General features: G+C 67.3%; 16 protein-coding genes and 2 pseudogenes. 5 read left to right on the plus strand and 13 right to left on the minus strand.

Annotation, left to right across the window (positions count from 1 at the left end):
- Positions 1-41: 41 nt before the first annotated feature.
- A pseudogene (locus LC490_RS08475) lies at positions 42-563 on the minus strand (DNA-3-methyladenine glycosylase I); the annotation flags it as partial.
- Between the two features lie 203 nt (positions 564-766).
- On the opposite strand from LC490_RS08475, the gene LC490_RS08480 reads away from it, so the two are divergent.
- From LC490_RS08480 to LC490_RS08495, 4 genes and pseudogenes are all read left to right on the plus strand, one after another.
- Entirely contained in the window at positions 767-1,333 is a 567-nt protein-coding gene (locus LC490_RS08480) for a YqgE/AlgH family protein (RefSeq protein WP_031370954.1), read from the plus strand.
- Between the two features lie 5 nt (positions 1,334-1,338).
- Complete coding sequence (ruvX, locus tag LC490_RS08485; protein WP_223619889.1) at positions 1,339-1,824, plus strand: Holliday junction resolvase RuvX; 486 nt, start codon at positions 1,339-1,341, stop codon at positions 1,822-1,824.
- Entirely contained in the window at positions 1,821-2,756 is a 936-nt protein-coding gene (locus tag LC490_RS08490; RefSeq protein WP_223619890.1) for an aspartate carbamoyltransferase catalytic subunit, read from the plus strand. Before ruvX ends, LC490_RS08490 begins: the two co-directional genes overlap by 4 nt.
- Before the next feature lie 50 nt (positions 2,757-2,806).
- A pseudogene (locus LC490_RS08495) lies at positions 2,807-3,016 on the plus strand (alkylphosphonate utilization protein); the annotation flags it as partial.
- A gap of 271 nt (positions 3,017-3,287) precedes the next feature.
- On the opposite strand, the gene LC490_RS08500 reads toward LC490_RS08495, so the two are convergent.
- Complete coding sequence (locus LC490_RS08500; RefSeq protein ID WP_223619891.1) at positions 3,288-4,013, minus strand: prolyl oligopeptidase family serine peptidase; 726 nt, start codon at positions 4,011-4,013, stop codon at positions 3,288-3,290.
- A 387-nt stretch (positions 4,014-4,400) separates the two neighbouring features.
- Between LC490_RS08500 and LC490_RS08505 the strand changes: the two genes are divergently transcribed.
- Positions 4,401-5,138: a hypothetical protein gene (locus LC490_RS08505; protein WP_223619892.1), complete on the plus strand. Its 738-nt coding sequence runs from the start codon at positions 4,401-4,403 to the stop codon at positions 5,136-5,138.
- An 81-nt stretch (positions 5,139-5,219) separates the two neighbouring features.
- Here LC490_RS08505 and mgtE read toward each other — a convergent pair whose 3' ends face one another.
- From mgtE to LC490_RS08560, 11 genes are all read right to left on the minus strand, one after another.
- The gene (gene mgtE / locus LC490_RS08510) at positions 5,220-6,581 is read right to left on the minus strand and encodes a magnesium transporter (RefSeq protein ID WP_031370948.1); all 1,362 of its coding nucleotides are present in this window, start codon (positions 6,579-6,581) and stop codon (positions 5,220-5,222) included.
- Positions 6,582-6,803: 222 nt separating this feature from the next.
- Positions 6,804-8,513, minus strand: coding sequence for a phosphoenolpyruvate--protein phosphotransferase (gene ptsP, locus LC490_RS08515; RefSeq protein WP_031370947.1), 1,710 nt, complete (start codon positions 8,511-8,513; stop codon positions 6,804-6,806).
- 13 nt (positions 8,514-8,526) lie between these two features.
- Positions 8,527-8,796, minus strand: a complete 270-nt coding sequence (locus LC490_RS08520; RefSeq protein ID WP_031370946.1) for an HPr family phosphocarrier protein — start codon at positions 8,794-8,796, stop codon at positions 8,527-8,529.
- Between the two features lie 53 nt (positions 8,797-8,849).
- Positions 8,850-9,242, minus strand: coding sequence for a PTS sugar transporter subunit IIA (locus LC490_RS08525; protein WP_031370945.1), 393 nt, complete (start codon positions 9,240-9,242; stop codon positions 8,850-8,852).
- A gap of 272 nt (positions 9,243-9,514) precedes the next feature.
- Positions 9,515-9,853, minus strand: a complete 339-nt coding sequence (locus LC490_RS08530; RefSeq protein ID WP_223619893.1) for a hypothetical protein — start codon at positions 9,851-9,853, stop codon at positions 9,515-9,517.
- 66 nt (positions 9,854-9,919) lie between these two features.
- Positions 9,920-10,276 (minus strand): hypothetical protein, encoded by a 357-nt coding sequence (locus tag LC490_RS08535; RefSeq protein WP_223619894.1) that lies wholly within the window; start codon positions 10,274-10,276, stop codon positions 9,920-9,922.
- Positions 10,277-10,694: 418 nt separating this feature from the next.
- A complete protein-coding gene (gene rapZ, locus LC490_RS08540; protein WP_223619895.1) occupies positions 10,695-11,606 on the minus strand; it encodes an RNase adapter RapZ in 912 nt (303 codons plus the stop codon).
- Positions 11,603-12,553, minus strand: a complete 951-nt coding sequence (gene hprK, locus LC490_RS08545) for an HPr(Ser) kinase/phosphatase (RefSeq protein ID WP_031370941.1) — start codon at positions 12,551-12,553, stop codon at positions 11,603-11,605. Before hprK ends, rapZ begins: the two co-directional genes overlap by 4 nt.
- A gap of 194 nt (positions 12,554-12,747) precedes the next feature.
- Positions 12,748-13,212: a PTS sugar transporter subunit IIA gene (locus tag LC490_RS08550; RefSeq protein ID WP_223619896.1), complete on the minus strand. Its 465-nt coding sequence runs from the start codon at positions 13,210-13,212 to the stop codon at positions 12,748-12,750.
- A gap of 42 nt (positions 13,213-13,254) precedes the next feature.
- Positions 13,255-13,584, minus strand: a complete 330-nt coding sequence (raiA, locus tag LC490_RS08555) for a ribosome-associated translation inhibitor RaiA (RefSeq protein ID WP_031370939.1) — start codon at positions 13,582-13,584, stop codon at positions 13,255-13,257.
- A gap of 231 nt (positions 13,585-13,815) precedes the next feature.
- On the minus strand, positions 13,816-15,225 hold the full coding sequence (locus tag LC490_RS08560; RefSeq protein ID WP_223619897.1) for an RNA polymerase factor sigma-54: 1,410 nt from the start codon (positions 15,223-15,225) through the stop codon (positions 13,816-13,818).
- Positions 15,226-15,298 lie beyond the last annotated feature (73 nt).

Consider the following 15,298-nt stretch of genomic DNA (forward strand, 5'->3'; position numbering starts at 1 on the left):
CTGGCCTGCGCCTGCGCTTGCTGCCAGTAGGGCCCTTGCTGCTCGATGCGTCGATAGGCCGGGCAATCTTCGCGATGGGCCCCGGGCAGGTAGCCCAGGCTCATCAGGAATTCGTTGGTGATCTCGCCGCCGGTGAAACGAAAGGTCTGCTTGAACAGCTTGATCCACGCGGCCTTGTCGCGCGGCCGGCCGTCCAGCAGCAGATGGGCGTCGAGCCACTGGGCGAAGCCGCCGTGGCTCGCGCGCAGACCCTGAACGACCTGGGCGTTGTGGATCGCGGCGTCGACCTTGAGCCGGTTGCGAATGATGCCGGCGTCGTCGAGCAGGCGCAGGCGCTCGTTCTCGCCGTAGCCGGCGACGGTGTCGACGTCGAAACCGCCGTAGGCGCGGCGGAAGCCGTCGCGCTTGCGCAGGATGGTTTCCCAGCTCAGGCCGGCCTGGTTGATCTCCAGGATCAGGCGCTCGAACAGCTCGGCTTCGTCGCGCCGCGCATAGCCGTATTCGTGATCGTGGTAGTGGCCGTGGACCGGGTGGCCCGGTGCGATGTCGCAATAGCCCGACATGGGAACCTCGTGGGACGCGGATCCCGATTGTGGTGCCGGGGCTCGGGGGAATCCAGCGGCAGGGCGCCGCGGACCGTATGGTCGGATGCATGCCGGGATGCGGGCCGGCACATGTCCTGGATTCGGGACGCAGGCCCTCGGGGGTGGCCGCGGACCGTGCGTTTCCGGGTCCGAATTCGCGCCGGGGCGGTTAGAATGGGGCCATGTCCGTGATGCCCACACCCCTCGCCAATCAGGTCCTGATCGCGCTGTCCGCGCTGGCCGATACCAATTTCTCCCGCAGCGTGGCGCTGATCTGCCAGCACGACGACGACGGTGCGATGGGCATCGTGGTGAACCGCCCCTCCGAATACACGCTCGGCGAAGTGTTCGGGCAGATGGGCGTGGACGGCGGCGACGAATCGCTGCGTTCGCAGGTCGTGCTGGCCGGCGGCCCGGTCCATCCCGAACGCGGCTTCGTGCTGCACGACGGCGGCACCCGCTGGGACTCGACCCTGGTGATCGGCAACGACCTGTTTCTGACCACCTCGCGCGACATCCTCGAGGCGATGGCCAAGGGCGAAGGCCCGGACAACGCCATCGTCGCGTTGGGTTGCGCCGGCTGGGGTTCGGGCCAGCTCGAACACGAGATCACCGAGAACGACTGGCTGACCGCGCCGGCCGACGCCGAGCTGCTGTTCGAGCTGCCGCTCGATGTGCGCTGGCAGGCGGCGGCGGGGCGCATCGGCGTCGATTTCGCCCACCTGGCCGACTACGCCGGTCACGCATGAGTTCGGTGGCGAGCAAGCCCGTCAGCATCCGCCGCGACGGCACCGTACTTGGGTTCGACGTGGGTTCGCGCCGCATCGGTGTCGCCGTCGGCAGCGCCTTCGGCCACGGCGCCCGTGCGTTGGCGGTCATCGACGTGCATGGCACCGGTCCCGACTGGGGCACCATCGATCGTCTGCACAAGGAATGGCGCCCCGACGGTTTCATCGTCGGCGACCCTATGACGCTGGAAGGCAACGATCAGCCGGCGCGCGTGCGCGCGATCGAGTTCGCCCGGCAACTGCGGGTGCGCTACAAACTTCCGGTGGTGCTGGTCGACGAGCGTTCCAGCTCGATCGAGGCCGCGCACCGCTTCGCCGCCGACCGCGCCGAAGGCCGCAAGCGCCGCCGCGATGCCGAGGCGCTGGATGCGGTGGCCGCGGCGGTGATCGTCGAACGCTGGCTGGCTTCACCCGACGACGCAACCGATATCGACGAGCTTCCGCACATATGAACGCCCCTGTTTCCACCGTCGCCGGCTCGCGCCATCTGCTGAGCTTGGCCGATGCCTCGCGCGAGACGCTCGAAGCCCTGTTGATCCGCGCCCAGGCCTTCGCCGAGGGCCATTACGATCGCCGCGCGCTCGACGGCATCGCGGTCTGCACCTTGTTCTTCGAACCCTCCACGCGCACCCGCTTGAGTTTCCAGCTCGCCGCCCAGCAACTGGGCGCGCACGTGTTGAATTTCGACGCCTCGACCTCGTCGACCAGCAAGGGCGAAACCGCGCTCGACACCCTCAAGAACATCGAAGCGATGGGCGTGCGCGGTTTCATCGTCCGCCATCGCGAAGACGGCGCGGTCGCCGCGCTGGCCGGGCAGGCGCGGGAAGGCACCTGCCTGGTCAACGCCGGCGACGGCCGCAGCGCGCACCCGACCCAGGGTCTGCTCGACATGCTCAGCCTGCGCCAGGCCAAGGGCCGCGACTTCTCGGGCCTGCGCGTGGCGATGATCGGCGACGTCAAGCATTCGCGCGTCGCGCGCTCGGACTTGCAGGCCCTGCGTACGCTCGGCACCGGCGAGATCCGCGTCTGCGGCCCGGCCTCGCTGTTGCCCGATGACGGCACCCTCGACGGCTGCACCGTGACCCAGGACTTCGATGCCGCCCTCGACGGCGTCGACGCGGTGATGATGCTGCGCCTGCAACGCGAGCGCATGGAAGAAGGCCTGGTCAGTTCCTTGCAGGACTACCACCGCGACTACGGTTTGAGCGCGGCGCGCCTGAAGCGCGCCGCGGCCGATGCGGTGGTGATGCATCCGGGGCCGATGAATCGCGGCGTCGAGATCACCGACGAGGTCGCCGACGGCCCGCAATCGCTGATCCTGACCCAGGTCGCCAATGGCGTCGCCGTGCGCATGGCGGTGCTTGAGGCCCTGCTCAAGGGTTGATGTTTTTCGCCGCGCCGTCGTGGCGCGGCCGTTTACCGGATATCGACATGATCGTGAAAGACAGCAATGGCACCCCGCTTGCCGACGGCGACTCGGTGCTGCTCATCAAGGACCTGAAAGTGAAGGGCACCTCGGTGACCCTCAAGCGCGGCACCTTGTGCAAGAACATCCGCCTGACCGACGAAGAAGGCGAGATCGAGTGCAACGTCGACAAGGTCAAGGGCCTCGTGCTGAAGACCGAGTTCTTGAAGAAGGCTTGATTCGCTGGTTGTGCGACGGCTGGTTGTTGCGCCGGGCGTAAGGGGAGAGCAAATCCCCCTCGGTCCCCCTTTTCCAAAGGGGGAAGGTCGTCTTGGCGGCTAGTCGCTATGCGGCTGGCACAACCTTGCTTGGTGCATGTCCAGGCAGGCCGCCGTTAGCGGTGCCGCTCACCGGCTCGCTGCATCACTCAACACCCATCGTTAGGCCTCCCCCTTTGCAAAAGGGGGATTGAGGGGGATTTGTTTTCCCCCAGCGAACGATGCGAATCCATCAAGGCCTGCGTTGCGCGAACAACCAAGGCCACAGCGCCGCGGTCGCATAGGCCGGATCCCAGCTGTTGTGCTTCGCTTCCGGGAATTCCGTATAGCGCACCTCGGCACCGGCGCGCTTCAGAGCGGCCACCATCTGGCGCGAATTTTCCACCGACACCACGTCGTCCTTCGCGCCATGGAAGACCCAGAACGGAATGCCGCGCAATTTCTGCGCGGCTTCGTCGTGGCTGGACACGCCGCCGAGCGCTTTGCGGCGCGCGACGAACTGCGCTTCCGGCGGGTCGAAGCCGCCGCAGATCGGCACCACCGCGGCAAAGCGCTCGGGTTGCATCAGGGCCAGCTCGAAGCTGGCATAACCGCCGAGCGACAAACCGGTCAGCAACACCCGCTGCGGGTCGCCGTCGAACTCGGCCTGCACCGCATCGAGAATCGCGAAGGCCGTGTCGCCGAAGCGTTCGAGGTCGGCGTGGTCCGTATGCATCTGCGGGAACACGACGATCGCGGGAAACTCGTCGAGACGCGAGCGGACCACCGGCCCGAGCCCGACCTCGACCTGTTTGCGGTTGTCGTCGCCGCGTTCGCCCGAGCCGTGCAGGAACATGATCAAGGCCGGCCGCTCGCCGCCGGCCCGGCGCGAAGGCAGGAACACCTGATAGCGGTGGACGGTGCCGTCGCGCTCGAGTTGGCGCGAAACGAAATGGCCGCGCGCTCGGGTGTCGGACATAAGGGCGACGCCGGGTCGGGTGGAAGAGGCGGGTGTGCATGCGGCAGCGAGAGCGAGCGAGCCGGCCATCAGCAAGGCGACTGCGAGACGAAGCGGACGGCCATGCGGCATCGACGTTCTCCTCCATAGATAGGAGCATCATCGGCGGCGAACAGTGTGCGATTCAAGCATCGGGTGGTAGATCCGTCTTTCTGCGGTCCGACTTGACTTGGGTGCGAACGGTCAGGGACTGGACGGCTTCGGGTTGAAACCGGTGGGCTTTGCCTTGGTCTGGCCAGAGATGGCCGCTGCTCCAGCCTCCCCGCGTTCCAACGGCTAGAAGCGCCGTGACTATCGATCCCGGCTCTCAGAGAACATCGGCTGTTCGATAGATTGGGGAGGGGAGCAATGACGATTGTTAGCCTGGACGATCAGCTCAAGCTCGCTCAGATCAGGAAAGCACGTGTCGAAACAAAAAAAATGGCATGCGACATCGCCAATGCTCCGCGCCAGTTGCGTATCGGCATTGCCTCCGAATGGCTGAAGATCATTGCCGGCGTCGTCGTGGGAATAATCGGCAGCGTCGCCGTCTACTCGGAGTTTCGGGCTGGCAAGCTGGTCGTGGAGAACATCAAGAGGGAGGCCAGAGAGGCGGAAGCGCTTCGGGACAGGGCCAATGCCGAAGCCGGTAGAGCCAGGAAAGAACGGGATCAGGCTTTTCGCGATCGCGACCGCGCCATCAAGGAAGGTGCGACCGTTAGCAAGGAGCTGAAGCAAAAGCTCACCTATACCACTGCAGAACTGGGTAAGGTTGCGCCGCAGTTGGTTCAATCGCGTCTGACCTACATCCAGTTCCGAGGTGCATTGCCTAGGGATTTGATCAATGATCTGCGGGCGAATTTGGGCAAGGATCATTTCGACGCACCCGGCGCCGAGCGCGTGGCGAAAGATTACTCCAGCCACATTAAGTACTTTTCACCTTCCGATCAGCCGGATGCGGAGCGCTTGAAGCAATCGGTCGTCGCCTTTTTCAACGCCAAGGGCTGTCCGTTGCTGAAGTTGCCAACGATCCTGCCGAAGGACGCGCCGGATAAGCCATTGCCGCTCGAAGTCTGGATATCGCATTCCTGCATACCGGTCGATTGACCAGTCAACTCGCCATTCACCGCCCGAGGGCGTTGTTGAACAGGGAAGGAGAAGACAGCGCAACTTTTGGCGTAGGCCGCTTCAATGAATCAAGATCAGCGTCGCCAGGCCGAGGAAGCTCAGGAAGCCCATCACGTCGGTGAGGGTGGTCAGCATCACGCCGCCGGCGAGGGCCGGGTCGAAACCGAGCCGTTTGAGCGTGATCGGCACCAGCACGCCGCCCGCGGCGGCGGTCAGCAGGTTGATGGTCAACGCGGCGCCGATCACCAGGGAGAGGCCGGGCTGGCGGAACCAGGCCAACACGATCAGGCCCAGGCCGACGCCGAGCACCAGGCCGTTGATCAACGCGACCATCAATTCCTTGCGCAGCAGCACGCCGACGTTGGAGGCGCCGATCTGGCCGAGGGCGAGGCCGCGGATCATCAGCGCGAGCACCTGGGTGCCGGCGTTGCCGCCCATGCCGGCGACGATCGGCATCAGCGCGGCCAGGGCGACCAGCTTGGCGATGCTGTCCTCGAACTGGCCGACCACGCTGGCGGCCAGGAAGGCCGTGCACAGATTGATCGACAGCCAGATCAGGCGGCGCCGGAACGCGCGCCGGACCGGGCTGAACAAGTCTTCGTCCTCGTCCAGGCCGGCCGCGCTCAAGGCCTGGTGCTCGGCCTGTTCGCGGATGATGTCGACGACGTCGTCGATGGTGATGCGGCCGAGCAGGATGTTGTTGTCGTCGACGACCGGGGCGCTGATCCAGTCGTGGTCGGAGAATTGGCGCGCGACTTCGGCGGCGGTTTCGCCGACGTCGATCGCCGGCTGTTCGTCGTCGATCAGCTTGTTGATCGCGGTGCCGGGCTCGTGGGTGAGCAGCGCGGCCAGGGCGATGCGGCCGAGGTACTGATGGCGCCGGCTGACCACGTAGAGGTGGTCGGTGTGTTCGGGCAGTTCGCCGCGCAGGCGCAGGTAGCGCAGCACCACGTCGATGGTGGTGTCGGCGCGCACCGTCACCACGTCCGGGTTCATCAGGCGGCCGGCGGTGTCTTCCGGATACGACAGGACCTGTTCGAGCCGCTCGCGGTTCTCGCGGTCCATCGACTTGAGCACTTCGTCGATGACGGTGTCGGGCAGGTCTTCGACCAGGTCGGCCAAGTCGTCGATGTCGAGGTCTTCGACCGCGGCGACGATCTCGTCGGTGTCCATGTCCGCGAGCAGGCTTTCGCGCACTTCCTCGCCGACGTGGACCAGCACCTCGCCGTCGTCTTCCGGGTCGACCAAGCCCCACACCACCACGCGCTTGCCCGGAGGCAGCGATTCGAGCAGGTTGCCGATCTCGGCCGGGGAGAGGGTGTTGACCAGGCGCCGCACCGGCCCCAGACGACCGCTGTCGAGCGCGTCGGAGAGCAGGCGCAGCTGACGTGCGGTTTTGTCGTGGCGGACGGCTTCGGCCATACGGTACTTCCTGGCGGGTGACGGACGCGGCCACGAAGCCGGCGAGGGTCAGATGTTCATGCGGCGATTATCGCCCCTGCAGCTTACAAAGCCCAGCTTTCAGCCTTGCGTCGGAAGAAGGCGTGATTGCGGCGCCTGGAGATGAACGACGCGGCGGCGCAGCGGCGCCGGGCCAAGGCCGCGCAGAACGCGGCCGCATATCAGCTGCGTGTCAGGCGCGCATCAGCCGCGCAGCCAGGCCTCGATGCCGGCGCGGTCGCGCGCCCGCAGCAGCGCCGGCGCGCGTTTGCGCAGCACGCTCAGGTCGAGCGAGCGGATCGCGCGGCGCAATTCCAGCAAGGTCGCCGGATGCAGGCTGAATTCCTCCAGCCCCAGGGCCAGCAGCAGCGGCGCGAAGTTGGCGTCGCCGGCCATTTCGCCGCACACCGCGACCGGCTTGCCGCGCGCCTGGGCCAGGCGGATCACGTCGCGGATCACTCGCAGCACCGCCGGATGCAGCGGCGTGTAGAGCTCGCTCAGCGCTTCGTTGTTGCGATCGACCGCGAGCAGGTACTGGACCAGGTCGTTGGTGCCGATCGACAGGAAGTCGATGGTGTTGATGTAGCCGGGCAGTGCGATGGCCGCGGCCGGTACTTCGATCATGGCGCCGAGCGGCACGTCGTCGGCGATCTCCTGCCCCTGCCGGCGCAGGTCGGCGGCGACGCGGTTCAACAGCTCGCGCACACGGCGCATCTCTTCGGCCGAGCTGACCATCGGCACCAGGATCCGCACCGGGCCGTAGCCGGAGGCGCGCAGGATCGCGCGCAACTGGGTTTCGAGCAGGCCGTCGCGGGCCAGCGACAGGCGCACGCCGCGCACGCCGAGCGCCGGATTGGGCTCGTCGCGCAGGGCCAGGCCGGTCTTGTCGGCCTTGTCGGCGCCGAGGTCGAGGGTGCGGATGGTGACCATGCGGCCGGTCATGCCGAGGACGACGTCGCGATAGACGCGGAACTGTTCGTCTTCGTCGGGCAGTTCGTTGCGCTGCAGGAACAGGAATTCGGTGCGGTACAGGCCGACGCCGGCGGCGCCGAGCGAATGCGCCTCGGCCACGTCCTCGCGCGATTCGGCGTTGGCGTAGAGCTTGATGTCGACGCCGTCGAGGGTGCGGGTCGGCTCGCGGCGCAGGCGATGCAACTGCTTGCGTTCGCGGGCGAGTTCGCGGGTGCGGGTGCGGTGGCTGCGCAGGTCCTCGGCATTGGGCTCGAGGATCACCGTGCCGGTGGCGCCGTCGACGACCAGGGCGTCGCCGTCGTTGATCTTCAGCAGCGCCTGGGCGGTGCCGACCACCAGCGGCAGGTGCAGGCTGCGGGCGAGGATGGCGCTGTGCGACAGGGTGCTGCCGGCGGCGGTGACGATCGCCATCACCCCCTGGGCCTGCAGTTGCGCGAGTTCGGCCGGGGCGACGTTGTCGGTGACCAAAATCTCGCCGGCGACCCCCGAGGTATCGTGGTCGCGCCGATGCAGCGCCGCATGGATGCGCCCGATCACCTGGTCGATATCGTCGACGCGGCTGCGGAAATAGGCATCGTCCATGGCCTCGAACACCGAGGCGATGCGGTCGCGCTGCAGGCGCAGGGCGTAGTCGGCGGCGTAGTGGCCGCTGCGGATCAGTTCGTCGAGGCCGTGCAGCAGTTCCGGGTCGTCGAGCAGCAGGGTGTGCAGGTCGAGGAACTCGCCGACCTCGTGCGCGAGCGCGCCGTGCAGGCGGTCGCGCAGGGTATGCATTTCGTTGCGGACGGTATCGATGGCGACGTGCAGGCGGGCCAGCTCGGCTTCGACCTGATCGTGGCCGATGCGTTCCTCGGCGACTTCCAGCGCATGCGGCAGGCGGACGCGGGCGCGGCCGAGCGCGCTGCCGCGCGATGCCCCATGCCCCTGGAATTCCTGCCTCATGTGCGCCTCCGGCTCAGCTGTCTTCGTCGAAACGACGGTCGAACAGGGCGATCACCGCGTCGGCGGCATTGGTTTCGTCCTCGCCCTCGACGCGCAGTTTGACGTGGGTGCCTTGTCCGGCGGCGAGCAGCATCACGCCCATGATGCTCTTGGCGTTGACCTCGCGGCCCTTGGCGGTAAGCGTGGCGTTGCTGCGGAAGGCCGACAGCACCTGCACCAGTTTGGCGGTGGCGCGGGCGTGCAGGCCGAGTCGGTTGGAAACAGTCAGGTCGCGTTCGATCATGTCGGGGTCCTCAGGCAATGGTCTTACGCGTCGTTGCGAGTCGCGTCATGCGGTCAGGCGTCATCCAGGATTACACCGTTGCGGGCGCCGGCGGCGGCGATCGCCGGCAGTTGGTCCAGTTCCAGCTCCGAGTAGTTCATCACCCGCAGCAGCATCGGCAGGTTCAAGGCCGACACGCGCCGCACCGGCGTGCCCAGCCGCGACACGCGCGCGGCGAGGTTGCTAGGCGAGGCGCCGTAGAGATCGGTCAACACCAGCACGCCGTCGCCGTCGTCGACGCGGCGCAGCGCCGCGCTCGCGAGCGGCAGCAGAGCGTCGGGGTCGGCGTCGAACGGGACCTCCAGCGCTTCGGTGCGCAGCGGCAAGGGGTTGAGCAGGCGGTTGGCGACCGCGACGAGTGCGCTGCCGATACCGGAATGGGTGATGAGAAGGACGCCGACGGACATGCCTCCAACTTAACAGAGCGGAGTGACAAGCCGGAAGCGCCGAATGCGGCGGTCCGCAGGCACGGCGACGGGCGCTCCGGGTCGAGGGCCGGAACGCGGCGGGCAACTGTTTGATTCTTCGAGTCCGCCGCGGCGAATGCGGGGCGAGCGGTGCCGCGAGCGGGGTGCCCGGGGCGCGATGGAAGCGTGATCGATGGGCGCCGCGGCCGATCGGGATCACGGCGGAGGCGGGCCGTGCTGTGACGGCCCGCTGCGCTGCGGATGGTGCCGCGTCACCGCATCGACGGTGCGCGGTCCTCGGACGGCGGTGGCGGTCCGGTCGGGTCGGTCGGCGTCGGTTGCGGGTTCTGCACCGGCGGGGTGTCGCTGGGGGTGTCGATCGGCGGCGGCAGGTTCGCCGGCGGGAGGTCTCCCGGCGGCATGGCGGTTGCCGGTGCCGGGTCGTTCGCGGGCGGCGTTGGCCCCGGATCGGTCGTGGCCGGGGCCGGCCCGCTCGATTCCATCGGCGCCGGCTCGGGCTTGTTGCAACCGCCGAGCAGGCCGGCGGCGAACACGGCGCTCAAGGCCGCGGCCAGGGCACGCGGGTGAGCGCGAGTGGTAAAGATATTCATGATGATCCTTGGCGGGTGATCCTTGGCGGTCAGGAGAGGGCGCGATCGGCAGCGGACGCGGCGGCGTCATTTGTCGCCGCCGCGCTGGCCATCGCCGGCCTGGTATTCGGCCAGCGACAAGGCGCCGTCGCCGTCGTGATCGTGCGTGGCGAAGTTCGCGGCGAGGCGCGCATCGAGCGCGGCTTCGTCGCGGCTGATCTTGCTGTCGCCGTTGCGATCGAGCTCGGCGAAGCTCGCCGGTACGGTGGTGTCGGCCGGTGGCGGTATCGGCGCCTGGCCGCGTTGATCGTTGACCGGCGGCTCGGTGCGCTGCATCGCATCGCCCGGCGGTGCGGACTGCGTTTGCGCCATTGCGGCCGGTGGCAAGGTGAGCACGCCGACCGCAAGCAGCATCGGCGCGAGGCGGCGGATCATGGCTTTCATGTGGTGGCTCCGTGGGGATTCAGACGCACCGGAGCGCTCAGCTCCCGGCACACCCCGAAACTAAGGCGAGGCTTGCAAGCGTCGCGACACGGCAATGGGAAAATTTTGTAAGGACGCTCAGCCGGTCGCGAGGCTCAGAGCGCGTTCATATCGCCGCAAAGGGGGGAACTGCGTTCGCCTGCCCTCTGCAAGGCGCATGCGTCAGTTCGCCCCCTTTGCAAAAGGGGACGGCGCCCTGCGCAGTACGAAGCCTGTGGAAAGCGACTGGCGCGCGGGATTTGCTCTGCACGCGCGGCTTGACGGCGCTTAAGAGCAAATCCCCCTAGCCCCTCCCTTTGCAAAGGGGGGAGGAGGGCTGCGTTAACGCGCTCGAGAAGAGGGGCTGCGTTCGGGGTTTGAATGAGCGGCGGCGCGCGGCTCAGTCGAGCTCGCGATGGTGCACGGCGACTTCGTTCCAGCCGCGGGTGCGGGCGTGTTCGGCCATGCGTTCGGCCAGATACACCGAGCGATGGCGCCCGCCGGTGCAGCCGAAGGCGATGGTCGCGTAGCTGCGCGTGCTGTCGGCTTGCAGGCGCGGCAGCCAGGTGTCGAGGAACTGGCTGATCTGCTCGACGTAGAGGTTCACGTCGGCCTGCGCTTCCAGATAATCGCGCACGCCGCCGTCGCGGCCCGACAAGGGCCGCAGCGCCGGGTTCCAGTGCGGGTTCGGCAGGCCGCGCGCATCGAAGACGAAGTCGGCGTCGGCCGGCACGCCTCGACGATAGGCGAAGGACTCGAACAACAGCGACATGCCGGCGTCGCCGCCCATCGCGAATTCGGTGATGACGTGGCGGCGCAACTGATGAACGTTGAGCTCGCTGGTGTCGACGATCGCATCGGCGATCTGGCGCAGCGGCTTGAGCACCTGGCGCTCGAGCGAGATCGCATCGGCCAGGGCCAGGCCGAACTGGCTCAGCGGATGACGGCGGCGGGTATCGGCGTAACGCTTGAGCAGCACGCCGTCGCTGGATTCGAAGAACACCAGCCTGGGGTCGGCGCCGAGCGCGCCGACGGCCGACAGCCATTCGGGAATATTGGCCAGGTCGCTGTGGCGATTGCGCACGTCGATGCCGACCGCGAGCTTGGTCGGCATGCCTTCCTCGGCCTTGATCACGTTCTGAACGAACTGCGGCAGCAGTTCCGCCGGCAGGTTGTCGACGCAGTAGAAACCCAGGTCTTCGAAGGTGTTCAGCGCCACCGACTTGCCCGAGCCGGACATGCCGCTGACGATGACCAAGGTGAAAGCGTTGCTCTCGGCGGCCGAGGCAGTGTCGAAGGGGGAGTTGCTCACGATTCGCCGCGCTCCAGGAAGTTGCTGTGCCGGGCGATGAAGGCCGCGGCCGGGTCGAGGCCTTTCATGCGCAGGCTGTGCAGCCGCGTCGCCGCTTCGGTCAGCACGGCGAGGTTGCGACCGGGCATGACCGGCAGGGTGATCATCGGCACGTCGAGATCGAGTACGCGGCGGATGCCGGTGTCGCCGGTCAGGCGCTCCATGCCGGCCGGCAGCGGTTCGCTCATCGGCTTGGTCAGGTGCACGATCAGGCGCAGGTATTTGTTGTTCTTGACCGCGGTGTCGCCGAACATCTGGCGGATGTTGAGCACACCCAGGCCGCGCACTTCGAGCAGGTCCTGGAGCATGTCGGGGCAGGTGCCGTCGAGCACGTCGGGCGCGATCTGGGTGAATTCCGGCGCGTCGTCGGCGACCAGGCGGTGGCCGCGCGTCACCAGTTCCAGCGCCAGTTCGCTCTTGCCCGATCCCGATTCGCCGGTGATCAGCACACCGATCGAATAGATCTCCATGAACACCCCATGCAGGGTGATCTGCGGCGCCAGCGCGCGCGCCAGATGGTATTGCAGGTGATTGAGCAACTCGTGGCCGCGGCGCGGCGAGACCCACAACGGGGTGTCGGTTTCCTCGGCGGCGATGCGCAGGTCTTCGGGGCAGGGCTGGTCCTTGCTGATGACCAGGGCCAGGGGCCGGAACTGGATGATCTTCTCGATCGTTTCCCAGCGCAGGCGCGAGTCCAGGCCGTCGAGCCAGGTCAGCTCTTCGGTGCCGAGGATCTGCACCTTGTTCGGATAGATCGCATTGAGATAGCCGGCCAGCGACGGGCGCCGCGCGACCGTATTGACCGCTTCGACCAGGCGGCCGTCGCCGCGTTGGCCGGCCACCCAGCGCAGGGCGAGGCGCTCGCGCTGCTGTTCGAACAGTTCGCCTGCACGGATGCTCTTGCTCATGGGCGGAAGTTTACGAGCAAAGCGATGGCAGTGTCCGCATCGGCGCGGACCCGCTCGCGTCCTCGGCGCGGTGTGAAGCAGATGGGGCGGGCGAGCCGATAGACCGGCTCAGCGGCTCGGGGAACGAACTGGGCTGGGATCAGTGCGTCTCAGATCCGTACGCCTCGAATCGCCACGGCTCAGAACGGCACGGCTCAGGCCGCGCTGCGGCGGCAGTGATCCAGCAGGCGATAGCTCAGCTCGGCGACGTTCGGTGCCGTGCGCAATCGCTCGAGAAAGCCGTTATCGGCGAAGCGTTCGGCCAGTTCCGCCAGCAACTGCAGATGTTGCTGGACGTGGTGCTCGGGAATGGCCATGGCCAGGACCAGGTCGACCGGGCGCCCGTCGATGGCGCCGAAATCGATCGGCTGGGCCAATCTGAGAAAGGCGCCGCGGCTGTTTTCGAACAAGGGCGTGCGCGCGTGCGGAATGGCGACGCCGTGGTCGATGGCGGTGCTGGCGAGGCGTTCGCGTTCGCCCAGGCTTGCGCGCAGGGCGAACGCAGTGGAGGCATTGCCGTCGCAGAGCATGCGTGCGGCGACATCGAGCACGGTATTGCGATCGCCGGGTTCGACCACGATCGCGACCCGTTCCGCACTCAGTAATTCATAAAGCGGCATGACAGCGTGTCTGGATCGATGACCGGGTCCCGGGGACCGGGTTCAGCCTACGAATTCGCCATTGCGTGCGAGGCTTTCGCCACGGTGATGGTCGACTTGCTTGCTCTTGTGCTTCATCAGCAGGCGGTCGAGCTTGTCGGCGAGCAGATCGATGGCGGCGTACATGTCGATGGCGGCGGCATCGCAGTGCAGGGTACGGCCGGCGATGAGAACGGTGGCCTCGGCGCGATGGTCGGGCTTGTCGAGACTGAGCTGGGTACGCACGTCGAAGGGTTGGTCGAAATGGCGTTGCAGACGGGCCAGCTTGGTTTCCACATAGTCACGCAGGGCTGCAGTGACTTCCAGTTGCTGGCCGTGGGTTTCGATACGCATCGGAGACCTCCTTCACGTCGCGGGAGAATGCAGACTGGGCTCCGGACCGTCGGTCGTCGACGGCTCCGGGGCCTGATTGACGCCCTGGCCGGGGCCAGGGATTCCAGCATCTCACGCTCAGCTCTGGGTGCAAGTGGCAAGACCGCAACAATGGTCGTAGGCCACTGCTAAGGCACTGATTCTATGGGGAATTGAGGCCGAAATCCCGCGGCTTTGCGGGATTTGGCGGCCTCAGGCCATGCGCACGCGCTCTTGCGACGAGGGAATGCTCATCGCCTCGCGGTACTTGGCCACGGTGCGGCGCGCGACCGGCACGCCGGTGGCCTTGAGGGTTTCGGCCAGGCGCGCGTCGGACAGGGGTTTGCGCGGGTTCTCGGCCTCGATCAGGCGCCGGATCATGGCCTGGATCGCGGTGCTGGAGGCCTCGCCGCCGGAGCCGGTGTCGATGCCGGAGGCGAAGAAAGCGCGCAGCGGCATGGTCCCGCGCGGGGTGCGCGCGTACTTGCGGGCGATTGCGCGCGAGACCGTGGATTCGTGCAGGCCGACTTCGGTGGCGACCTCGCGCAGGGTCAGCGGGCGCAGCGCGCTGTCGCCGAATTCGAGGAAACCGGCCTGTTGCTTGAGCAGGCAGCGCGCGACCTTGAGCAAGGTGTCGCCGCGCGCTTCCAGGCTCTTGAGCAGCCAGCGCGCTTCCTGCAGATGGCCGCGCAGATAGCTGGCGTCGGAGGCGTTGGCGTGGCGGATCATGCTTTCGTAGCCGCGATGGATCGAGATGCGCGGACGCATCGCTTCCGACAGGGCCACGCGCCACAGGCCGTTCTGGCGCCAGATCACCACGTCGGGGGTGACATAGGTGTCGGTGGAGATCGCGCCCATCTGCGCGCCGGGACGAGGGTCGAGCGAGCGCAGCAACTGCACCGCGATCTCGACCTCGGCGATGTCGCGCTTGAGTTCGCTGGCCAGGCCGGCCGCGCCGATCCGCGGCAGGCGTTCCAGCGGTTCGCCGGCGATCACCAGGGCCAGGGCCTTGCCAGGGGTGTCGTCGGACAAGGTGTTGAGCTGCAGGCTCAGGCACTCGCTGAGCGAGCGCGCGCCGGAGCCGACCGGGTCGAAGCGCTGCACCTGGTGCAGCACGGTCGCGACTTCTTCCTCGCTGACGCCCATCGCCAGCGATTCGACGATCGCGGCCAGGCTTTCGCGCAGGTAGCCGTCGTCGTCGATCGCCTCGATCAGGGCCACGCCGATGCTGCGGTCGCGCTGCGACAGCGGGCTGAGGTGCAGTTGCCACAGCAGATGGTCGTGCAGGGTCTCGGCCTCGGCGACCTGTTCGGCCGCGGGCGAGTCTTCATCGCCGTGATCGGAGGGCCCGACCCGCTCGTACCAGGTCTCGCCGTCGTCCATGGTCCATTCGGGTTCGGCGGTCGGCGCTTCGGCGCCTTCCTCGGTGCTCGGCGGCGGGCGCGGTTCGTCTTCGTTGACCGCGGACGGGTCGGTCCAGTCGAGCAGCGGATTGCTCTCGATCGCGGTGGCCAGTTCGGCTTCCAGTTCGACAGCCGACAGCTGCAGCAGGCGAATCGCCTGCCGCAATTGCGGCGTCATCACCAACTGTTGTCCGAGCGAGGCTTGGAGGCGGGGCTTCATCATCGATTGCTAACGCGACCTGAGATGGCTGTCGGCCCGGGCCGCGCGTCGTGGGCGCCGTCCGCGCCCGGCA

Origin of the sequence: Lysobacter sp. ESA13C (assembly GCF_019970005.1) — a bacterium.
GTDB classification, from domain to species: domain Bacteria; phylum Pseudomonadota; class Gammaproteobacteria; order Xanthomonadales; family Xanthomonadaceae; genus Lysobacter; species Lysobacter antibioticus_B.

Bases quoted from the DNA above. Each gene is read 5' to 3' on its own strand.
- LC490_RS08480 (WP_031370954.1), top strand. From the start codon at position 767: ATGTCCGTGATGCCCACACCCCTCGCCAATCAGGTCCTGATCGCGCTG.
- LC490_RS08490 (WP_223619890.1), top strand. From the start codon at position 1,821: ATGAACGCCCCTGTTTCCACCGTCGCCGGCTCGCGCCATCTGCTGAGC.
- LC490_RS08500 (WP_223619891.1), bottom strand. From the start codon at position 4,013: ATGTCCGACACCCGAGCGCGCGGCCATTTCGTTTCGCGCCAACTCGAG.
- LC490_RS08505 (WP_223619892.1), top strand. From the start codon at position 4,401: ATGACGATTGTTAGCCTGGACGATCAGCTCAAGCTCGCTCAGATCAGG.
- mgtE (WP_031370948.1), bottom strand. From the start codon at position 6,581: ATGGCCGAAGCCGTCCGCCACGACAAAACCGCACGTCAGCTGCGCCTG.
- ptsP (WP_031370947.1), bottom strand. From the start codon at position 8,513: ATGAGGCAGGAATTCCAGGGGCATGGGGCATCGCGCGGCAGCGCGCTC.
- LC490_RS08520 (WP_031370946.1), bottom strand. From the start codon at position 8,796: ATGATCGAACGCGACCTGACTGTTTCCAACCGACTCGGCCTGCACGCC.
- LC490_RS08525 (WP_031370945.1), bottom strand. From the start codon at position 9,242: ATGTCCGTCGGCGTCCTTCTCATCACCCATTCCGGTATCGGCAGCGCA.
- LC490_RS08530 (WP_223619893.1), bottom strand. From the start codon at position 9,853: ATGAATATCTTTACCACTCGCGCTCACCCGCGTGCCCTGGCCGCGGCC.
- LC490_RS08535 (WP_223619894.1), bottom strand. From the start codon at position 10,276: ATGAAAGCCATGATCCGCCGCCTCGCGCCGATGCTGCTTGCGGTCGGC.
- hprK (WP_031370941.1), bottom strand. From the start codon at position 12,553: ATGAGCAAGAGCATCCGTGCAGGCGAACTGTTCGAACAGCAGCGCGAG.
- LC490_RS08550 (WP_223619896.1), bottom strand. From the start codon at position 13,212: ATGCCGCTTTATGAATTACTGAGTGCGGAACGGGTCGCGATCGTGGTC.
- raiA (WP_031370939.1), bottom strand. From the start codon at position 13,584: ATGCGTATCGAAACCCACGGCCAGCAACTGGAAGTCACTGCAGCCCTG.
- LC490_RS08560 (WP_223619897.1), bottom strand. From the start codon at position 15,225: ATGAAGCCCCGCCTCCAAGCCTCGCTCGGACAACAGTTGGTGATGACG.